Annotated in this window: 19 protein-coding genes and 4 tRNA genes; 14 read left to right on the forward strand and 9 right to left on the reverse strand. The window is 64.2% G+C overall.

Translation table 11 applies throughout. The features are described from left to right. Window positions 1-12 precede the first annotated feature (12 nt). A complete protein-coding gene (locus tag RIU96_RS02925) occupies window positions 13-468 on the forward strand; it encodes a GtrA family protein (protein WP_311205101.1) in 456 nt (151 codons plus the stop codon). Here the strand turns inward: RIU96_RS02925 and RIU96_RS02930 are convergent. Further along, window positions 422-1,327 carry a galactofuranosyltransferase GlfT1 gene (locus tag RIU96_RS02930; protein ID WP_136649919.1) on the reverse strand — a complete coding sequence of 302 codons (906 nt, stop codon included), beginning with the start codon at window positions 1,325-1,327 and terminating at the stop codon, window positions 422-424. The two genes, RIU96_RS02925 and RIU96_RS02930, sit on opposite strands and share 47 nt — an antisense overlap. A gap of 55 nt (window positions 1,328-1,382) precedes the next feature. On the opposite strand from RIU96_RS02930, the gene RIU96_RS02935 reads away from it, so the two are divergent. Next, window positions 1,383-2,174 carry a hypothetical protein gene (locus RIU96_RS02935; protein WP_144690134.1) on the forward strand — a complete coding sequence of 264 codons (792 nt, stop codon included), beginning with the start codon at window positions 1,383-1,385 and terminating at the stop codon, window positions 2,172-2,174. A gap of 187 nt (window positions 2,175-2,361) precedes the next feature. Here RIU96_RS02935 and RIU96_RS02940 read toward each other — a convergent pair whose 3' ends face one another. Next, entirely contained in the window at window positions 2,362-3,156 is a 795-nt protein-coding gene (locus RIU96_RS02940) for a galactan export ABC transporter ATP-binding subunit Wzt/RfbE (RefSeq protein WP_144690132.1), read from the reverse strand. Window positions 3,157-3,167: 11 nt separating this feature from the next. Next, window positions 3,168-4,067 carry a galactan export ABC transporter permease subunit Wzm/RfbD gene (locus tag RIU96_RS02945; protein ID WP_311205102.1) on the reverse strand — a complete coding sequence of 300 codons (900 nt, stop codon included), beginning with the start codon at window positions 4,065-4,067 and terminating at the stop codon, window positions 3,168-3,170. 95 nt (window positions 4,068-4,162) lie between these two features. Here RIU96_RS02945 and RIU96_RS02950 point away from each other — a divergent pair, with 95 nt between their 5' ends. Continuing rightward, entirely contained in the window at window positions 4,163-5,407 is a 1,245-nt protein-coding gene (locus tag RIU96_RS02950; protein ID WP_311205103.1) for an aminotransferase class V-fold PLP-dependent enzyme, read from the forward strand. A 5-nt stretch (window positions 5,408-5,412) separates the two neighbouring features. Here the strand turns inward: RIU96_RS02950 and RIU96_RS02955 are convergent, their stop codons facing one another. Next, the gene (locus tag RIU96_RS02955) at window positions 5,413-6,351 is read right to left on the reverse strand and encodes an NAD(P)H-quinone oxidoreductase (RefSeq protein WP_144740840.1); all 939 of its coding nucleotides are present in this window, start codon (window positions 6,349-6,351) and stop codon (window positions 5,413-5,415) included. Window positions 6,352-6,403: 52 nt separating this feature from the next. Between RIU96_RS02955 and RIU96_RS02960 the strand changes: the two genes are divergently transcribed. Next, a tRNA-Ser gene (locus tag RIU96_RS02960) sits at window positions 6,404-6,491 on the forward strand. A gap of 14 nt (window positions 6,492-6,505) precedes the next feature. Here the strand turns inward: RIU96_RS02960 and RIU96_RS02965 are convergent. Then, the gene (locus RIU96_RS02965) at window positions 6,506-7,267 is read right to left on the reverse strand and encodes an NYN domain-containing protein (RefSeq protein WP_040422119.1); all 762 of its coding nucleotides are present in this window, start codon (window positions 7,265-7,267) and stop codon (window positions 6,506-6,508) included. A 182-nt stretch (window positions 7,268-7,449) separates the two neighbouring features. On the opposite strand from RIU96_RS02965, the gene RIU96_RS02970 reads away from it, so the two are divergent. After that, a complete protein-coding gene (locus RIU96_RS02970; protein WP_144780175.1) occupies window positions 7,450-8,628 on the forward strand; it encodes an IS1249 family transposase in 1,179 nt (392 codons plus the stop codon). Window positions 8,629-8,768: 140 nt separating this feature from the next. Here RIU96_RS02970 and RIU96_RS02975 read toward each other — a convergent pair whose 3' ends face one another. Both RIU96_RS02975 and RIU96_RS02980 read right to left on the reverse strand, forming a co-directional pair. Then, window positions 8,769-9,902, reverse strand: coding sequence for an aminotransferase class V-fold PLP-dependent enzyme (locus tag RIU96_RS02975; RefSeq protein ID WP_006839184.1), 1,134 nt, complete (start codon window positions 9,900-9,902; stop codon window positions 8,769-8,771). Window positions 9,903-9,912: 10 nt separating this feature from the next. Then, window positions 9,913-10,935: a histidinol-phosphate transaminase gene (locus tag RIU96_RS02980; RefSeq protein WP_144740837.1), complete on the reverse strand. Its 1,023-nt coding sequence runs from the start codon at window positions 10,933-10,935 to the stop codon at window positions 9,913-9,915. Window positions 10,936-10,991: 56 nt separating this feature from the next. On the opposite strand from RIU96_RS02980, the gene RIU96_RS02985 reads away from it, so the two are divergent. Continuing rightward, a tRNA-Ser gene (locus RIU96_RS02985) sits at window positions 10,992-11,082 on the forward strand. A 66-nt stretch (window positions 11,083-11,148) separates the two neighbouring features. Here RIU96_RS02985 and RIU96_RS02990 read toward each other — a convergent pair. Next, complete coding sequence (locus RIU96_RS02990; RefSeq protein WP_144780175.1) at window positions 11,149-12,327, reverse strand: IS1249 family transposase; 1,179 nt, start codon at window positions 12,325-12,327, stop codon at window positions 11,149-11,151. 231 nt (window positions 12,328-12,558) lie between these two features. Between RIU96_RS02990 and RIU96_RS02995 the strand changes: the two genes are divergently transcribed. The 4 genes from RIU96_RS02995 (at window position 12,559) to RIU96_RS03010 (ending at window position 16,065) form a co-directional block, all read left to right on the forward strand. After that, window positions 12,559-13,911: a TrkH family potassium uptake protein gene (locus tag RIU96_RS02995; protein ID WP_259813170.1), complete on the forward strand. Its 1,353-nt coding sequence runs from the start codon at window positions 12,559-12,561 to the stop codon at window positions 13,909-13,911. Between the two features lies 1 nt (window position 13,912). After that, on the forward strand, window positions 13,913-14,593 hold the full coding sequence (locus RIU96_RS03000) for a potassium channel family protein (protein ID WP_006839187.1): 681 nt from the start codon (window positions 13,913-13,915) through the stop codon (window positions 14,591-14,593). Beyond that, window positions 14,590-15,930, forward strand: coding sequence for a magnesium transporter (mgtE, locus tag RIU96_RS03005; RefSeq protein ID WP_144740831.1), 1,341 nt, complete (start codon window positions 14,590-14,592; stop codon window positions 15,928-15,930). The genes RIU96_RS03000 and mgtE overlap by 4 nt, the downstream gene beginning before the upstream one ends. A gap of 59 nt (window positions 15,931-15,989) precedes the next feature. Then, a tRNA-Arg gene (locus tag RIU96_RS03010) sits at window positions 15,990-16,065 on the forward strand. Window positions 16,066-16,108: 43 nt separating this feature from the next. On the opposite strand, the gene RIU96_RS03015 is transcribed toward RIU96_RS03010, so the two are convergent. Then, window positions 16,109-17,140 (reverse strand): prephenate dehydrogenase, encoded by a 1,032-nt coding sequence (locus RIU96_RS03015; protein WP_259813136.1) that lies wholly within the window; start codon window positions 17,138-17,140, stop codon window positions 16,109-16,111. Between the two features lie 49 nt (window positions 17,141-17,189). Here RIU96_RS03015 and RIU96_RS03020 point away from each other — a divergent pair, with 49 nt between their 5' ends. From RIU96_RS03020 to RIU96_RS03035, 4 genes are all read left to right on the forward strand, one after another. Continuing rightward, the gene (locus RIU96_RS03020) at window positions 17,190-17,687 is read left to right on the forward strand and encodes a tRNA adenosine deaminase-associated protein (RefSeq protein ID WP_006839243.1); all 498 of its coding nucleotides are present in this window, start codon (window positions 17,190-17,192) and stop codon (window positions 17,685-17,687) included. A 7-nt stretch (window positions 17,688-17,694) separates the two neighbouring features. Continuing rightward, on the forward strand, window positions 17,695-18,204 hold the full coding sequence (locus RIU96_RS03025; RefSeq protein ID WP_311205104.1) for a nucleoside deaminase: 510 nt from the start codon (window positions 17,695-17,697) through the stop codon (window positions 18,202-18,204). Window positions 18,205-18,215: 11 nt separating this feature from the next. After that, complete coding sequence (locus RIU96_RS03030) at window positions 18,216-18,425, forward strand: CsbD family protein (protein WP_144690923.1); 210 nt, start codon at window positions 18,216-18,218, stop codon at window positions 18,423-18,425. 38 nt (window positions 18,426-18,463) lie between these two features. Further along, window positions 18,464-18,551 (forward strand) — tRNA-Ser (locus RIU96_RS03035). Window positions 18,552-18,631 lie beyond the last annotated feature (80 nt).

Genomic DNA, 18,631 nt, shown 5'->3' on the forward strand with positions numbered 1-18,631 from the left:
AGAAGGCAGCTCGTGCCGTTTCTCATCATTGGCGTCGGTTGCGCCGTGGTCGACTTCGGCATTACCTACGGGCTGACCGAGCTCTCGCCGCTGTCGCGCGACTTGTCCAAGGTGGTGGGCTGGTGTTTTGGCACGCTGATCGCGTACGTGCTCAACTCGCGCTTCGCCTTCCAGGCCGCGGTGACGGTGAAGAAGGCGGGGGCTGTTCTGCTTCTCTACGCCTCCACGTTCGCGGTGCAGGTGCTGCTCTACAACATCACTGAGGGCCCGCTGATCGCGCTCGGTTTTGTCAACCCGTGGAAGGACGCGACCTCGTTTGTCATTGCCCAGGGCGTAGCGACGGTGACCAACTTCGTGCTCCAGCGCCGGGTGATTTTCAAGGAGGAGACGAAGATCGTCGCCTCCGCCGAGCCGCGCCGGTTTACGGACGACGGAAATCCTCCCGTGCCCCCATCCGCAGTAACCTAAGCCACTGGGCAAACTCGCGCGGGTTCTTGCGCTGCAGCAGGAAGAACCAGCCGAAACGCACCACTTCCTGCAGCTTCATCTTCCGCATCCCGCGCTGGTTGATGATGTATCCGCGGTTGCGGAACGTGAAGTAGCGCTTCGTCGGGTTGTCCGGCCACTGCGCGTGGGCCCTGCCGCCCATGATCGGGTGGAACTCGCCCGAGCCGTCCGGGTGCAGGTAGGACGCGGTCAGCGCGGTGCCGTAGCGCAGCCCCGACTGGGCCAGCCTGCGGTGGTACTCCACCTCGTCGCCGCGGATGAATAGGCGGTAGTCGGGCACGCCGATGCGCTCCATTGCTTGCGAGCTGATCAGCGCGCCGTTGAACAGCGAGGCGTACTGGGGGAGGAAATCGCCCTCCAGCTCGCTTGTGTGTCGCTTCCAGCTCAGGCCCTGGCGCAGCGGGAACGCTAGTTTTTCGGGGTCGCCCAGGTTGGCGACGATCGGGCTGACTTGGTGCAGGTCGTGGGTGGCCGCGACGCGGTAGAGCTCGGCGAGGACGTTTTCGTCGGCTGGGCGGCCGTCGTCGTCCGCGCACCACACGGCGTCCGCGCCCAGCGCCAGGGCGTGCAGGAAGCCGTAGGCGAACCCGCCGGCGCCGCCGAGGTTGGTGCGCGACGGCAGGTATACGCCCTTGTCGGGGCTGACCTCGTGCAATAACTCCTCCACGGCGGGCTCGGCCCCGTTGTCGACCACGATGATCCACTCCACCGGATGGGTCTGCGCGGCGACCTGGCGCAGCGAATGGCGCAGCAGGTCGACGCGCTTATGCGTCACGATCACAGCCGCAGTCGTTCCATCCGCGCTCAAGCTCGAAGTCATAGATTCTATTGTGCACCAGGGAACCCGCGCCGGGCCCGTCGGACTCTAATAGGGCATGACGCTTTTCGACGGCATGACCAACGCCACCCCCTGGCCCATCAAGAGCGCACCCGACCCAGGCTGCGAGCAGATCTCGGCGCGCCACTTCCTACCTACCAGCGCGCTTCGCCCGACGTGGGCAGTGCTTGCCGACGCCCGCACCCACCCGCGCTCGATCGAGTACGGCGCGCCCGCCGCCGCCCGCGCCTTGGCGCTGGCGGAGGAGCACCCGGAGTCCATCATCGTGGGCCACAGCGCGCTCGCCGTCTACGGCCTGCCGCACCTCGTGGAGGGCTGGGACACCACGCTCGTGCTTCCCCGGGCGGGGAACGCGACGGGCGACGCGCTGAGCGCGACCATCACACGGCGCGGCTGCCGCGACAGCGAGGCGTGGGCGCTGATCTTTAACGGCTACCCCTTCCGCGTCGCAAACCCAGCCGTCACCACCTGCGGCGCGCTCAAAGTTATCGGTGGCGATGAGCTGGAGAGCATTCAGCTTGTCGACGCCGCCATGCGCCACCTCTCGGTGACCGCAGGCGAACTCCGCGACGCTGCGCGCTACCGCGTCAACGGCCGGTGGCTGGAAAAGATCCTTTCCCAGTCCAGCCCTCTCGCAGACTCGCCGAAGGAGACAGAGATGCGGCTGCTCACCGTGCAGATTGCTCAGCGTTTCGGCCTTAGTTTGCAGCAGCAAATGCCCCTCTACAGTGGTTCGCGCCTGGTCACGATCTTGGACCTCGCGCTTGTGGAGCCGAAGATCGGCCTCATGTACGACGGCTCACACCACTGGGAGTACGACCAGCGGTAAAAGGACTCTCTGATCAACCTCGATGCCACCGCGCTCGGGTGGACGCCGCTGCGATTCTCCTCGGGGACGTTGCCTCAACTGCCCGAGAGGCTGAGCGCGCTGCTTCGCGCGAATGGTTTTAGGGGTTAGGTTGTGGGGTTTGGGGTGGTGAGTGCCAAATGTTGCACCGATCTCGCAACATTTGTCACTACACCGCCCCAGGATGAAACCGTTCGACCAAATCGGCGACGTACTTGCCCGCCTCGGGCCCTTCGTAGGCTTCGACGACGTCGGAGACCAGCCCGGCCTGCCGAATTTCGCCCTTGTCCACCCACAAAGCGGTGGTGCACAGCTGCGCGAGGAAGTCGTTGGAGTGGGAGGCGAAGACGAGGATTCCTGACCTGGCGACGAGTTCCGCCAGACGCACACGGGCCTTGGCCATGAAGGCGGCGTCGACGGCGCCGATGCCCTCGTCGAGAAGCAAAATCTCTGGCTCAATGGAGGTGACCACGCCGAGCGCGAGGCGCACCCGCATGCCTGTGGAATAGGTGCGCAGGGGCATGTTGAGGTAGTCGCCGAGCTCGGAGAATTCGGCGATTTCGTCGATTTTGGCGCGCATTTGTTTGCGCGACTGCCCGAGGAACAACCCCCTGATGATGATGTTTTCGTACCCCGAGATTTCGGGGTCCATGCCCACGCCGAGGTCGAAGACGGGGGCGACGCGGCCGCGCACGTCGGCGACGCCGCGGGTCGGCTCGTAGATGCCGGAAAGCAGCCGCAACAGGGTGGATTTGCCCGCGCCGTTGTGGCCGACGAGGCCCACGCGGTCGCCTTCGCGCAGGTGGAGGTTGATGTCTTTGAGCGCTTCGACAACGACGGTGTTGGAGGCGTTTTTGCCGATCGCGCCGCCGGCGGAGGAGACCACGGCCTTTTTCAGGGAGCGTGATTTGGCGTCGAAGATGGGAAAGTCGACGCAGGCGTCGTAGGTGTCAATGGAAACCACGTGTTTTCTCCTTATACCCAGTAGGGGACGCGGAAGCGCCACTGCCGCATGACGAGGAGCGCAAGCAGGAGTCCGACAACGGTGCAGGCGCCGACGATGCCCCAGTGGTACAGGTCGGTCTCCTTGCCGATGAGCGGGGCGCGCACGATCTCGAGGTAGTGGTAGAGCGGGTTGAGCTCGGCAATGCGGGCGCGCTGCGCGACCTCGCCGCCCTGGTCCTTGAGTGTCTGGGTTGTCCACACGATGGGGGTGACGTAGAACAACAGCTGCATCAGGGACTCGAGAAGCGGGGCGACGTCGCGGAAGCGTGTGGCGATGATGCCGAACAGCATGGTTACCCACACACCGTTGATCACCAGCAGGGCCAGCGCGGGGATGGCCAGCAGGGTATTCCACGACAGCGGGATGCGGAACACAACCACCAGCAGCACCCAGATCACCATGTTGTGGGCCAGGAACAGCAGCTGCCGCCACACCAGGCGGTAGACGTGCACCGAGAGCGCCGAGGGCAGCTGCTTGATCAGGCCCTCGTTTTCAATGAAGATGTCCGAGCCGTCTTTGATGCATCCGGCGATGAACCCCCAGATGATAAACCCGACGGTGACGTGGGGGAGGAACTCCCTCACCGAGATCTGGAACAGCATGGAGTACAACAGCCCCAGCGCGAGCGCCATCACGCCGGTGGCGATGGTGATCCACAGCGGGCCCAGGGTGCTGCGCCGGTAGCGCTGCTTGATGTCCTGCCAGCCGAGCTGGAGCCACAGTTCGTTTTGGCGCCAACCGCGGACGAGATCGCGAAACGCCATGGACAGCGTCGTGGACTTCGACGCGGGCGGTTCGACTGAAGCGTTGGTGGTCATGCGTGAGACGTCGCTTCGCAAGCGGTCCCGCAACTTTTGGTTCTCTTGCACATCAAACACCCTAGCTGCGAGTGTGCGTTGCAAGGTCAAGGTGTGCATAATTGGTTTGGTTAATAGGCATCGATCAGGGTCGAGGAGGTGTGTGCGTGGCCTACGACATTGCCGGAGTCCGCGGCCTCTACACCTCACTGTCCGACGGCTGGATTTACCTCAACGCGCATGATTGCCCGCAGGTTCCGGAGCGGGTGTCGTCGGCCGTTGCGCGCTCATTTCGCGTGGCCACGTCGGTTTCGCGGCCCGAGCCCGCCGCCGGAACGCACTCCAAGCCGACCTCAGGCTCGCCCGAGGCGGCCACCTTGCTTAGCGACGCCTCCGTGGCCGTCGCCGACCTCGTCGGTGCCACCCCCGAGCGCGTCGTCCTCGGCCCGGGCCTTGTGTACCTTTACGCCTCTTTGGTGGCGTCGATGCGCCCGCTTCTGCGCCGCAATTCCTCCGTGGTGCTCAACAACGTCGATCGCGTCGAGTTGACCGCGGCGCTTGGGCGCACTGAAGCGGATGTGCGGTGGGCTGCGGCTGACCTGGCCACCGGGTCGCTGCCGGGCTGGCAGTACATGGATCTTGTCGACGGCGCCACGCGGCTGGTGTCGGTGCCCGCGGCGCACCCCTACTTGGGAACGGTTGCGCCGGTCGCGGAGATCGCGGAGACGGTGCGCGCCGCTTCGCGTGCCTGGGTGCTTGTCGACGCCTCTGCCTACGCCCCGTACCGCCCCATCACCTTCGACGACTGGGGCGCAGACATTGTGGCAGTGGACCTGAAAGAAATGGGTGGTCCGGAAATCGCCGCGCTGGTGCTCCGCGACGAGAGCATGTTCGGCCGCCTGGCCGCCGTGGGCGACCCGGCGGCCAACGGCGTCGCGCGCCTGGATCTGGGGGTGTCCCCGGGGTTGGCCGGCGCCGCCGCGCCGACTATCGACCACTACGCCTCGCTTGTCGACGCCCCCACGGGCCGCTCCACCCGCCGCACGCGCCTCGTGGCCTCCATGTCGGAGACCTCCGGATACCTGGAGCGGCTGCGCGACGAGCTGCACACCTTCCTGGGCACCCTGCCCGCGGTGCACATCGTGGGTGTTTCGGGCGAGGCCGCCGCCGAGTCGGACGCGGAGGTGGACCGCATCCCGCGCTTGTCCTTCGGTGTCAAGGGCGTGCCCGCGCTGACGGTGCAGCAGCGCCTCTTCGCCCACGGGATCGTGGCGTCTCTCATGCCGCAGGGGCCGTTGACCGAGGAGATGGGTGTCGGCGAGCTCGGCGGCGCGGTCACCGTGTCGCTCAGTCCGTTCAACACCACGGCCGACATCGAGCACCTGATCCGCACCGTGGCGTCGCTGGCGTAGACGGTTTAGTCGAGCGTTAAGACAACCTTGCCGGTGTGATCGCCGGAGTCGAGGTAGTCGTGGGCGGTGGCGGCGTCGGCAAGCGGGAAAGTTTTGGACACGTTCGCCTTGATGGCGCCGCTTTCGAGCAGGGGCCAGACGTTTTCCACCATGCTGCCGACGATCTCCGCCTTCATCGGGCGCGGGCGGGCGCGCAACGTGGTGGCGTGAACGGACTGGCGGCGGGTGAGCATGCGGCCCAAGTTGAGGGTGCCCTTCGGCCCGCCCTGCAACGCGATGACGATCAGGCGGCCGTCGATAGCCAGGCTCGCGACGTTGGGCTCCAAGTAGGACCCCCCCATGATGTCGAGGATGACGTCGCAGCTGCCCTTGAGATCCTCGGAAAAGTCCTGGTCGTGGTAGTTGATCGCGATGTCCGCGCCGAGGTCGCGGCAGTATTCGAGCTTCTCGGCGCTACCCGCGGTTACGGCCACCTCGCAGCCGAGCGCCTTGCACAGCTGGATGGCAAACGAACCGATCCCGCCGGCGCCGCCGTGGATGAGGACCCGGTCGCCGCGGGAGGCGTCGGCAAGCATGCCCAGGTTCGACCAAACGGTGGCGGCGACCTCCACAACACCGGCCGTGTCAACTAGGCCGAACCCCTTCGGGATCGGCGTGAGCTGGCCCTCCGGAACCGCGACGTACTCGGCGTAACCGCCGCCGGCGAGCAGGCAGCCGACCTCCTCCCCGGTGTCGGTGCGCACCCCCGCGCACTCCAAGCCGATGATCTCGGATTCGCCCTTCGGCGGCGGGTACATACCCTTGGCCTGCATCAGGTCGCCGCGGTTCACGCCGGCGGCGGCAACCTTGACCATGACCTCGCCGTCGCCCGGGGTGGGATCGGCGACGTCCACTAGTTCGAGGGAGCGGGGGTTGTCGGGGTCAGTGAGCTGGATGGCTTTCATGCCACCCCAGATTAACGGAACTACCCGGCCCGTAGGTTACAATCGCGGCACTGGAGACGTGGCAGAGCGGCCGAATGCACCGGTCTTGAAAACCGGCGAGGGTCAAACCTCCGCGGGTTCAAATCCCGCCGTCTCCGCCAAAATTTCTCCCAGGCTAGAGTTCGTCATCGTCCTGCTCAGGGCTGTCTCCCCGGTAGTCGATGTGAAGGGGATCAGTCATGTTCCTGGGCGGGGGAGAGACGCATTGGCGGATACCGTCGATGTGTTCAGCGAGGCTGTCTGTAATTGGCGCCCACATCGGATCGAGGATGAAATCGATTCCAGATCGGCGGGCATGTTTAGCGGCAGGAACGAAGTCGCTGTCGCCAGATATCATCACTATCTGGTTGACCAGACCTCGCTCAGCGAGCGACGCTATGTCTAGGCCGATTCGCATATCCACACCCTTTTGAGAGATCTCCAGAACGAAATCATGTTCTTGGAGGTCCTCGACACTGATTGCGCCTCTGCACAGTTTCTTTAGCGGGCCATCCCGAAGTGTGTAGCCACCCTGCGTCTCCAGGGTCTCTCCTCGGCGGATTGCCACTTTCCGTTTGCTGGACAAGGCCCTAAAAAAGTCGTTGGACCAGCTAAATAATTCACTCTTGGCCAGGTTCACCTGGGTTTGGAGCAGTGGATGGTAAACCACGCGCTGCGACGGAGGACAGTCGTAATAAAAGATTCGGTAGAGGCCCGCGCGGGATTTTCTAATGTGGCGGTGGCAATATTGCACCAATTCAGCTGCCCGCGCTTCTGCGGTTTTGCGCCCGAACAGCTCAGACGCTCGCTTACGGTAAAAGCCGCCGTCAACTAGGACGGCAGTCGTTATTTGGCGCAAGGGAGCGGAATCATGGCTGTTCTGTGGTTTCCTGGGCATTAATCCTCCACCGGAAAATAGGGTTAAGGGTCAAAAAGTGTGTCCGGAATCGCCGATTTTCGGTGGTTGACCTGTAGGTTTCAGGAAAGTATTCGCTCCGGAAGCATATATCCGGCCTCAGGCCGGGACATCCACGGTGTGGCAGCCGTGATGTGCTATGCGCGACGTGGTGTGGTGTCGCAATGTCAAAGAACCAACCACGCTGCCACTGCGGCGCAGTGATGAAACGCAACGGCACCACCAGCAAAGGCACCACCAGGTGGCGCTGCAAACAATGCGGCGCCTCCAGCGTCAAACGTCGAAACGACATCACCAACGCGGCAGTGTTCACCCAGTTCATCGAGCATTGCACCACCGCAATCTCACTGGACGACCTAGCCAAACGAAACGGCGTCAGCCGCGCCACAATGAAGCGGCGCTTCAAGTGGTGCTGGCTCGCTGATGTGCCTGACCCCACCGCCGGCCACGACAAGAGGATCTACGACCAGATCTTCCTCGACGGCACCTACACCGCCGGCGGCTGTCTGATCGTCGCGGCGACGATCGACCACGTGATTGCCTGGCACTGGTGTAAACACGAAACCACGCGCGACTACCAACGACTTCTCGAGCGCATCGAAGCCCCACTTATCGCCGTTATCGATGGCGGCCAGGGAGCCTACAGCGCAATCAAGAAGTGCTGGCCGACTACGAAAATTCAACGCTGCCTCGTCCACGCCCAACGCGTTGTACGCCGCTACACCACCACCAACCCACGCACCGATGCCGGACGCACCATCTATCGACTTGCGCTGAAGCTAACCCGGATCACCACCCTGGACGAGGCAGCGCAATGGGGTGCGCAACTGCACGAATTCTCCACGATCTACCGGTCATGGATGGACGAGAAAACCCTGATCAAAGACCCCAAAACCGGTGCATGGACCCGCGTGTGGACCCACCCCAACGTGCGCAAGGCCTACAACAGCCTCAACCACCTCTTCCGGTCCGAGATGCTGTTTGTCTACCTCACCCCACCAGAAGGTGTGCTGGAGAAACACCGCATTAAATCCACCACCAACAGCCTGGAGGGCGGCATCAACGCCCAGCTCAAACTGCTCGCCAGAACCCACCGGGGCAGATCCGGTGAACGACAACGCCGCATGCTGGATTGGTGGCTCTACCTCAAAACGGAACTGCCTGACGATCCAGTACGAATCGCCAGGCAGTCCGACTGGGGCCAGGGCCAACTCGCCAAAGTATCCACCCTGACCCGAAACGAGAACCAAGCCGACCACGAAACAGGACGACCAGCCCTCTACGACAACGCTATCGACACCGACTACACCCACTCAATCGGCATCCAGAAAGGCCAAATCTAACCCCCATGCGACACGCCGAGCCAGACACACTTTTTGACCCTTAACCCGCGCTCTCCCTATACTGGAGGGTCAACGGCTAGGGCTGATGTCTGAAATGTAGCGGATCATCATCGCACTGTCAACGCCGCTGACCCGTCTGCTTAACTGCGCGCCGCATCGAGGGCGTCGATAAGCTTCTGCGCCGCGGCCTGCGGATCATCCCACTTGTCCAGGCCGAACAGACCGATGCGGAACGTGGAGAAGTTCTCGCCCTCGCCGATCTTCAGCGGCACACCCGCGGCGATCTGCACCCCAAAGGGCTTCAGCGCTGCGCCGGACTGCAGCCCGGGGGCGTCGGCGTAGAGCACGACGACGCCGTTGGATTCGTAGCCCTCGGCGGCGACCGAGACGTAGCCGCGCTCGCGTGCGGCCTCGCGTACGGCGCGGCCGAGTTCGACCTGGCGCGCGGCCAGAACGTCGAGCCCGACTGCCAGGGACTCCTTCATCACCTCGAGGTTGTGCACGATCGTGTCGGTCGGCAGCGTGGCGTGGTAGGCGGCCTTGCCGTCGCGGTAGCCCTCGAAGATCTCGAGCCACTTCGCCAGGTCGAGCGTGAAGGAGGTGGATTCGCTCGTGACGACGGCCTCTCGGGCGCGCGAGTTGAGCATGACGTAGCCGGTCGCCGGCGAGCCGGACCAGGACTTCTGCGGCGCGGAAATGAGAACGTCAACCTGCGAGGCGACCATGTCGGTGAAGTCGGCGCCAGCGGCGATGCAGTCGAGGACGAACAGGGCGTCGGCCTCGCGCGCCGCCGCGCCGAGCTCGGCGATGTAGTCCGCGCCGAGTGAGGTGCCGGAGGCGGTTTCGGTGTGGGCGGTGACCACGAGGTCGGGGCCGAACTCGGCGATGGCCTCGCGCACGCTATCCAAAGCCGGCGGCGCGTACGAGGGGGTGTCGGAGTCATCGGTGGCAACCGCGTTGAGGACCTTGACCTGGTCGGTGATGGCGCCTTTCTCAATGATCTGTGTCCACCTAAACGTGAAGTTGCCCTGGCGGATGATCAGGACCTTCTTGCCGGTCGCGAGCTGGCGCGCCACGGCCTCCATCGCCGCGGTGCCGCCCCCGGGGACAAGCGCGGCGGTATCGGCGTTGTAGGTGTCGGTGAGAATGCCGAGCAGCTCCTGCGTCGAGGTAATGAACTTCTGCGACATGTGGTTCAAGGAGCGGTCGGTGAACACCACCGAGTACTCGAGCAGGCCGTTGGGGTCGATGTCAGTGCGGGGCAGTTGAGTCATGCTCTCAAGATTAGCCCTGCACCGCGTCCCAGGCGCGCATGAACTGCTCGGCCTCCTCGCGGTTGGTCACGGTGACGCGCAGGCCCTCGGGGAAGGCGCGGGTTAAGACACCGTGGGCGGCGAGCGCGGCGCTGATGCGCTGCGCGTCGACGCCTGGCAGCCAGACGAAGTTGGCCTGGGTGCGCGCCGCCTGAACGTGGTCGGCCACCTCGTCGCGCACCGCCACCGTCTCGTCGGTGCGGGCCCGCATCGCGTCGGTTGCCTCGAGCGAGGCGATCGCTCCGGCCTGGGCGACCGCGCTGACTTGGAAGGGAATCGCCACCGCGTTGAGCGCGGCGATGATCTCGCGCGGGCCGAAGGCGTAACCGACGCGAACCCCGGCCAGGCCGTAGGCCTTGGAAAACGTGCGCAGCGCCACCACGTTGGGGTAGCGGGCAATCGCGTCGGTGCCCTCCACGGCATCCTCGTCGCGGTTGTACTCGAAGTACGCCTCGTCGAGCGCAACGGTCACGTGGGCGGGCACTTTCGCCATGAACTCGTCGAATTCCGCGTTGGTGATGACCTGCCCGGAGGGGTTGTTCGGGGTGCAGAGGAACACCAGGGACGTGGAGGCGTCGATGAGCGAAGCCATGCGATCAAGGTCGTGCTTGCCGTCGCGGGTCACGGGCACGGGGCGAGGCTGGGCGCCGACGACTTGCAGGAAGATGGGGTAGGCCTCGAAGCTGCGCCACGCGTAGATGACGTTGTTGTCGGTCGTGCACGTCGCCTGCACGAGCTGCTGCAGCAGCGCCGAGGAGCCGTTACCCACTGCAATCTCCTCGCGGCTTACGCCCAGGTGCTCAGCCAGCGTCTCCCGCAGTTCGACGGCGAACATGTCGGGGTAGCGGTTGGCACCGCGCGCAGCACTCACCATCGCCTGTGCCGCAGCCGGCAGCGGCTCTTCGCTCGACTCGTTGGACGACAGCTTCAGTGCGCTGTCGTTGCGCGTGCCGGGAAGGTATGGCGGGATGGCTTCGATGTCGGGGCGAATCATGGGGCTTAGTCTATTTGGTCGTTAGAGCGATGGTTCGGTAGTATGCGAAAAGGTCTGGAGACGTGCCAGAGTGGCCGAATGGGGCTCCCTGCTAAGGAGTTGCCCTCTTGACGAGGGCCGCAGGTTCAAATCCTGTCGTCTCCGCCAAAAAGTTACCCCCATCTGAGGGTTAAGGGTCAAAAAGTGTGTCTGGCTCGGCGTGTCGCATGGGGGTTAGATTTGGCCTTTCTGGATGCCGATTGAGTGGGTGTAGTCGGTGTCGATAGCGTTGTCGTAGAGGGCTGGTCGTCCTGTTTCGTGGTCGGCTTGGTTCTCGTTTCGGGTCAGGGTGGATACTTTGGCGAGTTGGCCCTGGCCCCAGTCGGACTGCCTGGCGATTCGTACTGGATCGTCAGGCAGTTCCGTTTTGAGGTAGAGCCACCAATCCAGCATGCGGCGTTGTCGTTCACCGGATCTGCCCCGGTGGGTTCTGGCGAGCAGTTTGAGCTGGGCGTTGATGCCGCCCTCCAGGCTGTTGGTGGTGGATTTAATGCGGTGTTTCTCCAGCACACCTTCTGGTGGGGTGAGGTAGACAAACAGCATCTCGGACCGGAAGAGGTGGTTGAGGCTGTTGTAGGCCTTGCGCACGTTGGGGTGGGTCCACACGCGGGTCCATGCACCGGTTTTGGGGTCTTTGATCAGGGTTTTCTCGTCCATCCATGACCGGTAGATCGTGGAGAATTCGTGCAGTTGCGCACCCCATTGCGCTGCCTCGTCCAGGGTGGTGATCCGGGTTAGCTTCAGCGCAAGTCGATAGATGGTGCGTCCGGCATCGGTGCGTGGGTTGGTGGTGGTGTAGCGGCGTACAACGCGTTGGGCGTGGACGAGGCAGCGTTGAATTTTCGTAGTCGGCCAGCACTTCTTGATTGCGCTGTAGGCTCCCTGGCCGCCATCGATAACGGCGATAAGTGGGGCTTCGATGCGCTCGAGAAGTCGTTGGTAGTCGCGCGTGGTTTCGTGTTTACACCAGTGCCAGGCAATCACGTGGTCGATCGTCGCCGCGACGATCAGACAGCCGCCGGCGGTGTAGGTGCCGTCGAGGAAGATCTGGTCGTAGATCCTCTTGTCGTGGCCGGCGGTGGGGTCAGGCACATCAGCGAGCCAGCACCACTTGAAGCGCCGCTTCATTGTGGCGCGGCTGACGCCGTTTCGTTTGGCTAGGTCGTCCAGTGAGATTGCGGTGGTGCAATGCTCGATGAACTGGGTGAACACTGCCGCGTTGGTGATGTCGTTTCGACGTTTGACGCTGGAGGCGCCGCATTGTTTGCAGCGCCACCTGGTGGTGCCTTTGCTGGTGGTGCCGTTGCGTTTCATCACTGCGCCGCAGTGGCAGCGTGGTTGGTTCTTTGACATTGCGACACCACACCACGTCGCGCATAGCACATCACGGCTGCCACACCGTGGATGTCCCGGCCTGAGGCCGGATATATGCTTCCGGAGCATATACTTTCCTGAAACCTACAGGTCAACCACCGAAAATCGGCGATTCCGGACACACTTTTTGACCCTTAACCCCCATCTGAGGAAACTTCAGGTGGGGGTTTCTTCATTTTCCGCGCGAAACCGGGTCTAAGATATTCGCTCGTGGATAAATCCCGCCCTGTCGGCCTTTTCGAGCCTGCGCGGCTCACCGCCGTGGTCTTCCTCGCGCTCATCTTGACCGGGACCCTCCTGCTGATGATGCCCTTCTCCACCGCGGGTCCGCAGTGGGCGCCGTTTCTGCCGTCTCTGTTCACCGCGACTTCTGCAGTCTCCCTGACAGGGCTGACTGTGGTGGACACCGGTACCTACTGGACACCACTGGGTCAAGGGATCATCCTTGCGCTGATACAGCTCGGTGGCTTGGGCATCATGTCGCTCGCATCGCTGTCCGGCCTGATACTTACCGGCCGCGTGAGCTTTCGCGCGCGCCAGACGGGTGCTGCCGAAGGGCGTCCCGTCACCCAGGGTGGGATCCGCCGCACGCTAGTTTTCACCGTGGCGTTCACACTGGTCGTCGAGCTGCTCGTTGCGGTAATTCTGACGCTGCGCTTCATGGTTTCCTACGACCAATCGTTTAGCCGCGCGGTGTGGGAGGGCGTCTTCCACTCCGTGTCGGCGTTTAACAACGCGGGGTTTAGTACGAACACCGATAACCTCGTCCCGTTCGCCGCCGACGCGTGGGTGCTCATGCCGCTGGCGGCGGCGCTGATCGGCGGCGGGCTGGGTTTCCCCGTGTGGGCGGAGTTGGTGCGCCTGACGCGGCGTTCACAAGTCCGCGTTCACCGTATTTCCATTACGGCACGCATGACACTGGCAGCGACCGTGTTCCTCCTGTTCACCGGTGCGATCTTCATGGCGTTTGCCGAGTGGAACGGGGTGTTCGGCGACATGCCCGTCTGGCAGAGGGTGCTCAACGCCTTTTTCGCCTCGGCGACGTCGCGCACGGCGGGGTTCAACACCTTTGACTACGGCGAGGCACACCCGATCACCCTGATGGGCACCGACATTCTCATGTTCATTGGTGGCGGTTCTGCCGGCACCGCCGGCGGCGTCAAGGTAACCACCGCATGCGTGCTCATCGCGGCGATGGCCGCCGAATTCCTCGGGCGCGAGGACACCTCGATCGGTCACCGCACCCTGCCGCGCTCGGTGACGCGCCAGTCGCTGGCGCTGGCCTTCGCCGGGGTCGCGGTGGTCACCGCCGGCATTGGCGCGCTGCGCATCTTCGATCCGCAGTTCAGCGGCGACGAGGTGTCGTTTGAGGTGATGTCCGCCTTTGCCACGGTGGGTCTGTCGACGGGTATCACCGCCGAGCTGTCAGCACCGTCGCAGGTTATTCTGTGTCTCATCATGTACCTGGGCCGCGTCGGCCCGACAACACTGATTGCGGCGCTGGCTGCCACGGCTGTCAGCCGCCGCTTCCGGTACCCAGAGGAAAGGCCCTTCATTGGCTAACATGTTCAAGGCGTTCGGCGGATCGAAACCCACGATTGACATTCCCCCGGTCGTAGTCATTGGGTTGGGTCGCTTCGGCGCGTCTCTCGCGCACGAATTGATGGTTCACGGCGTGGAGGTTCTCGGCATTGACACCAGCGAAAAGTTGGTTCGCGAACAAGCCCCGTATCTGACTGAGGCGGTGTGCGCCGACACAACCGACCCCGAGGCGCTGCGCCAGCTGGGCGTCGATGACGTCGACCGCGTCGTGTTGGCTATCGGCAGCCACCTCGAGGCATCCATCCTCACCGCCTCGAACCTTATGGAGATGGGCACCAAGGACATCTGGGCGAAGGCAACGTCCGAGGCCCACGAGCGCATCCTGCGCCAGATCGGCGTGCACCACGTGATTCGCCCCGAGCGCGACACCGGCCGCCGCGTCGCCCACCTGCTCGGCGGCCGGTTCCGCGACTTCGCCGAGATTGCGCCCGACTATGGCATTACCCGGTTGGCCCCGCCCGCCGCGTTGGTGGGTCGCCCACTCGTGCTTGGCGACGTCTGGCGCACGCACAACGTCCAGCTCATATCGGTGCGCGTCAGCGACGGCCGCTGGATTCCCCTCGAAGACGGCGTCAGCCTCGCTTCAACTGACTACATCGTCGCCGCTGGCAGCCCCGGCGACCTCGAGAGGTTTTCAAAGTGAAGGCTCTGGAGCGGCGTTTGAGTGGGCGTCGAGAAGCAAGCCTCGAAGAGCTCGAAGAGGTGCAGAGCGAGCTCGCCACCCTGAGCCTGCGGGAACTGACAAGCCTGCTCGGGCGCACCAGCGCCTCGCGCGGGGCGAAGATTTTGCGGTTGCTGCCGCCGGAGAGATCGGCCGCGCTTTTCGACGCCCTCACCGCGGCGCACCAGGCCGACCTCATCCGCGCGCTCGGCGACGACAAAGTGGTCAACTACTTCGGCGCAATCGGCGCAGAGGACCGCGTGGCGCTGCTCGATCACCTGCCGGTGGAGATCGCGGAGCGGCTCGTGCGCCAACTCGACGAGGACGACCAGCGCGTCACCAGCGTCGTGCTCGGCTACCGCAAGGGCACTGTGGGCCGGCGCATGTCGCCGAAGGTGCCGAACGTCACCCCCGAAATGACGGTGCGCGAGGTCGTGGGGCTGCTGCACGATCACGTTGACGAGCTGGAGACGATCTACACCATCCCCGTCGTCGACGCCGACCGCTCAGTCTGTGGGGTGCTGCGCCTGCGCTCGCTGTTTCGGGCCGCCGATGACGATCGCGTCGCGGACCTGATGGAAGACGCCAGCGTGTTCCACGCCGGCGACGACCTGGAGGACTCCGCGCGATGGCTGCTTTCCTCCGGCCGGCTCGCCGTGCCCGTGGTCGACGACGACAACCGGCTGATCGGCATCTTCACCTACGACGAAGCTCACGACGTCGCTGAAGGTGCCAACAGCGAAGACTCCGCCCGCATGGGGGCCTCCGAGGCGCTTCGCACGCCCTACCTGTCCACGCCTGTGCTGCGCCTGGTGCGCAGCCGAATCGTCTGGCTGCTGGTGCTCGCGCTGTCGGCGATCCTCACCGTCCAGGTGCTCGACATCTTCCAGGCGACGCTGGAGCAGGTCGTCGTGCTTTCCCTGTTCATCCCGCTGCTCACCGGCACCGGTGGAAACACCGGCAACCAGGCGGCAACGACGGTGACGAGGGCGCTTGCCCTTAACGACGTCCGCAAGAGCGACATCCTCAGCGTCTTGTGGCGGGAGCTGCGGGTGGGCATGCTGCTCGGCACCGTCCTCGGCTCACTGGGCTTCCTTCTGGCCACAGCATTTTTCGGGCTGGGGATCGGAACGGTGATTGGCGCGACGCTGTTAATCATCTGCACCATCTCCGCCACGGTTGGCGGGATGATGCCGATCATCGCCAAGGCGGTGGGGGCGGACCCGGCGGTGTTTTCCAACCCCTTCATCTCCACCTTCTGCGACGCGACGGGGTTGGTGGTGTACTTCCTCATCGCGAAGTCCGTGCTCGGAATTTAGCCGTGAGCAGGCGTTTTGGCGCCTCTGCGCGTGCGGTGTAATGTTTGTCTTCGTTGCCAGCGCCCGTAGCTCAACGGATAGAGCATCTGACTACGGATCAGAAGGTTGGGGGTTCGAATCCCTCCGGGCGCACCACTGTCAGACCCTCGGGAACCCCCCCCGGGGGTCTCTGGTTTTTTTAAAACACCTCGACGCGCCCGCCCAACGCCTCAATCTGCTTGAGCTGGGCCACCCAGCCCGGTCCTCCGGGGTGGACGCGCATGACGGGCCGCGAGGAGATCTTCACCGGCGAGACGGACTCGCGTCGGGCGCCCGAACGCGCCCCGATGCGCACGTAGGAACGGTTGCCGGCCTCGGCGAGTTCCTGCATGGAGGGGTTTTCTCCGGAGAGCCCGTCGCGGGCCGAGGAGAGCAAGGCGATGTACTCGTCAAGAACCGGAACGAGCGCATCCGCGTTGGTTTCGCACATGTTGCGCACCAGCGATGGATCGGTTCCGGCGACACGGGTGGCTCCCTTGAAGGAGCCGGCGGCGAGTGACTGGGCGAGCGTTCCGCCGTGGTCCCCGACTATGGCCAGTGCCTCCGCAATCACGTGGGGCAGGTGCGAGACGCGCGCGACGGCCTCGTCGTGCCGCGCGACAGAGACCGGCACCGCCTCCGCACCGGTCAGCGCTGCGAGGGCGCACACGTTTGTGAACAGCCTCGACCACGACTCGGGCACAGCCTCGCCGGCGGCGTCGAGCTCGTAGGCGAAGTCGTAGGTGACGGCCCACGCGGCGCGGTGGAACAGTCCCTCGTGGGAGGCGCCCCACCCGGAGTTCTCGGTGCCCGCCATCGGATGGCCTCCGACGTAGCGCGCCTGGAACCCGTGAGCGCGCACGAGGTCGTAAACGGGCTTCTTCACGCTGACAACGTCAGTGATTCCGCAGTGTCCGGCGTGTTCGGCAATGGCGTCGAACACGCCGGACACGGCGTCCATCGGGACGGCGACGACGAGCAGGGCATCGCTTTCTGCAGCCCGCGTCAGGGTCTGCACCAGATCGGAGGAGACGTCGAAGCCGTCCTTTTGTGCGGCGCGTGTCGCCGAGCGTGAACGCGTGTATCCGAAGACCTGCTCGCCGTGACCGGCGAGGTCGCGCATGAGGGAGCCCCCGATAAGTCCGAGGCCAAGGATACAGACGGGTGGCAGCTGGTTATGTGGGATGGTCACGCTGACAAGTCTTACACAATTCGGCCCCCTCCGACTACGCTGACTACCCATGAGCCAAGGCAGAAGTAAGGACGGTTTCGCGGAGGGGTACGCGGTCACCATCGCGCAGCACAACGGAGGTTGGCTGGTCCGAGAATTCGACGATTCCTTCCGTCGCCTGGCCACCTCCGTCGGCGCGGTGCGTGCCCTGCGCGCAGAGGGCGCCGCGTTCGCGTTGCTCAACGTGGAGGAGGACTTTTTCGTCATCGTGCGCCCGGGCCCCTCGCGCATCAGGCTTTTGCTTTCCGACGCCACGATGGCCGTCGACGACGACTTCGCGGCGGAGATCGCCGAGGAGGCGGGCATCGAGATCCCCGACATCGACCCCGCTGAGCTTGACGACGTCGACGGTTACGCGGATGGGGATTTCGCGATCTTGGCCGACCTCGGCCTCGGCGAAGAGTCGCTGAGCGTTCTCGTCGACCCGGACGACGACCCGCACGCCGTGATCGAGAGCATCGCGGCGCACCTCGGATTCGCGGACGAGCTTGATGATGCCCTTGGCTGATCGGCGCATGGCGCGTGCACTCGAGGTCGCGCGCACGACTCCGCCCGGTGATGTCCCGGTAGGCGCCGTTATCTACGACGCGCTGGGCCGTGAAGTGGGGCATGGGGTGAACCGTCGAGAAGCGAGCGGCGATCCCACCGCCCACGCCGAGGTGGAGGCGCTGCGGGCCGCTGCCCGCACACTGGGCGCCTGGCGTCTCGACGGCTGCGAGCTGGTGGTCACGCTCGAGCCGTGCACCATGTGCGCGGGAGCGATTCTCGGCGCCCGGGTCAAAAGCCTCGTCTTCGGCGCGTTCGAGCCGAAGACCGGGGCGGTGGGCTCGCTTTTCGACGCCCTGCGCGACCCGCGCCACCTCCATATTGTCGAGGTGCGCGCCGGGGTGCGGGAAGCGGAGTGCGCGGCGCTTCTCACCGAATTCTTTGCGGATTTGCGGTCTCCCGAGACGCAATTGTTATCCCCGCCCGAGGCAGGCGGTGGTAGTTTGGGCACTACAAGTTTCACCGACCGAATAATTTAAAGGAGTCAACCATGGCACTTGAAGGCAAGGGCGACCAGCTCAAGGGAAACATCAAGGAAGGCCTCGGCGAGGTCACCGATAACAAGTCCTTGGAGAACGAGGGCAAGGCAGATCAGCTCGGCGGCGACATCCGCGAGAAGGCCGCCGAGGCGGGCGACGCGATCAAGGACAAGTTCAACGATGCCGCCGCCAAGATCCAGGATGCGCGCGAGAATAAGTAATTTGGTGTCGCGGACACGCACCCGTTAATCTGTTCCTCGGTAGCGTGTCCGAGCGGCCGAAGGTGCTCGCCTCGAAAGCGAGTGTGGGTAAAACCACCGCGGGTTCAAATCCCGCCGCTACCGCCACATCGTTAAAAGAAGCCTCCGACCTGCGGGTCGGGGGCTCTTTGTTGTCATGCCTATATGATGGGCGAAACCGAGATCTC

This window comes from Corynebacterium sp. Z-1 (assembly GCF_031844665.1).
GTDB lineage: Bacteria > Actinomycetota > Actinomycetes > Mycobacteriales > Mycobacteriaceae > Corynebacterium > Corynebacterium sanguinis.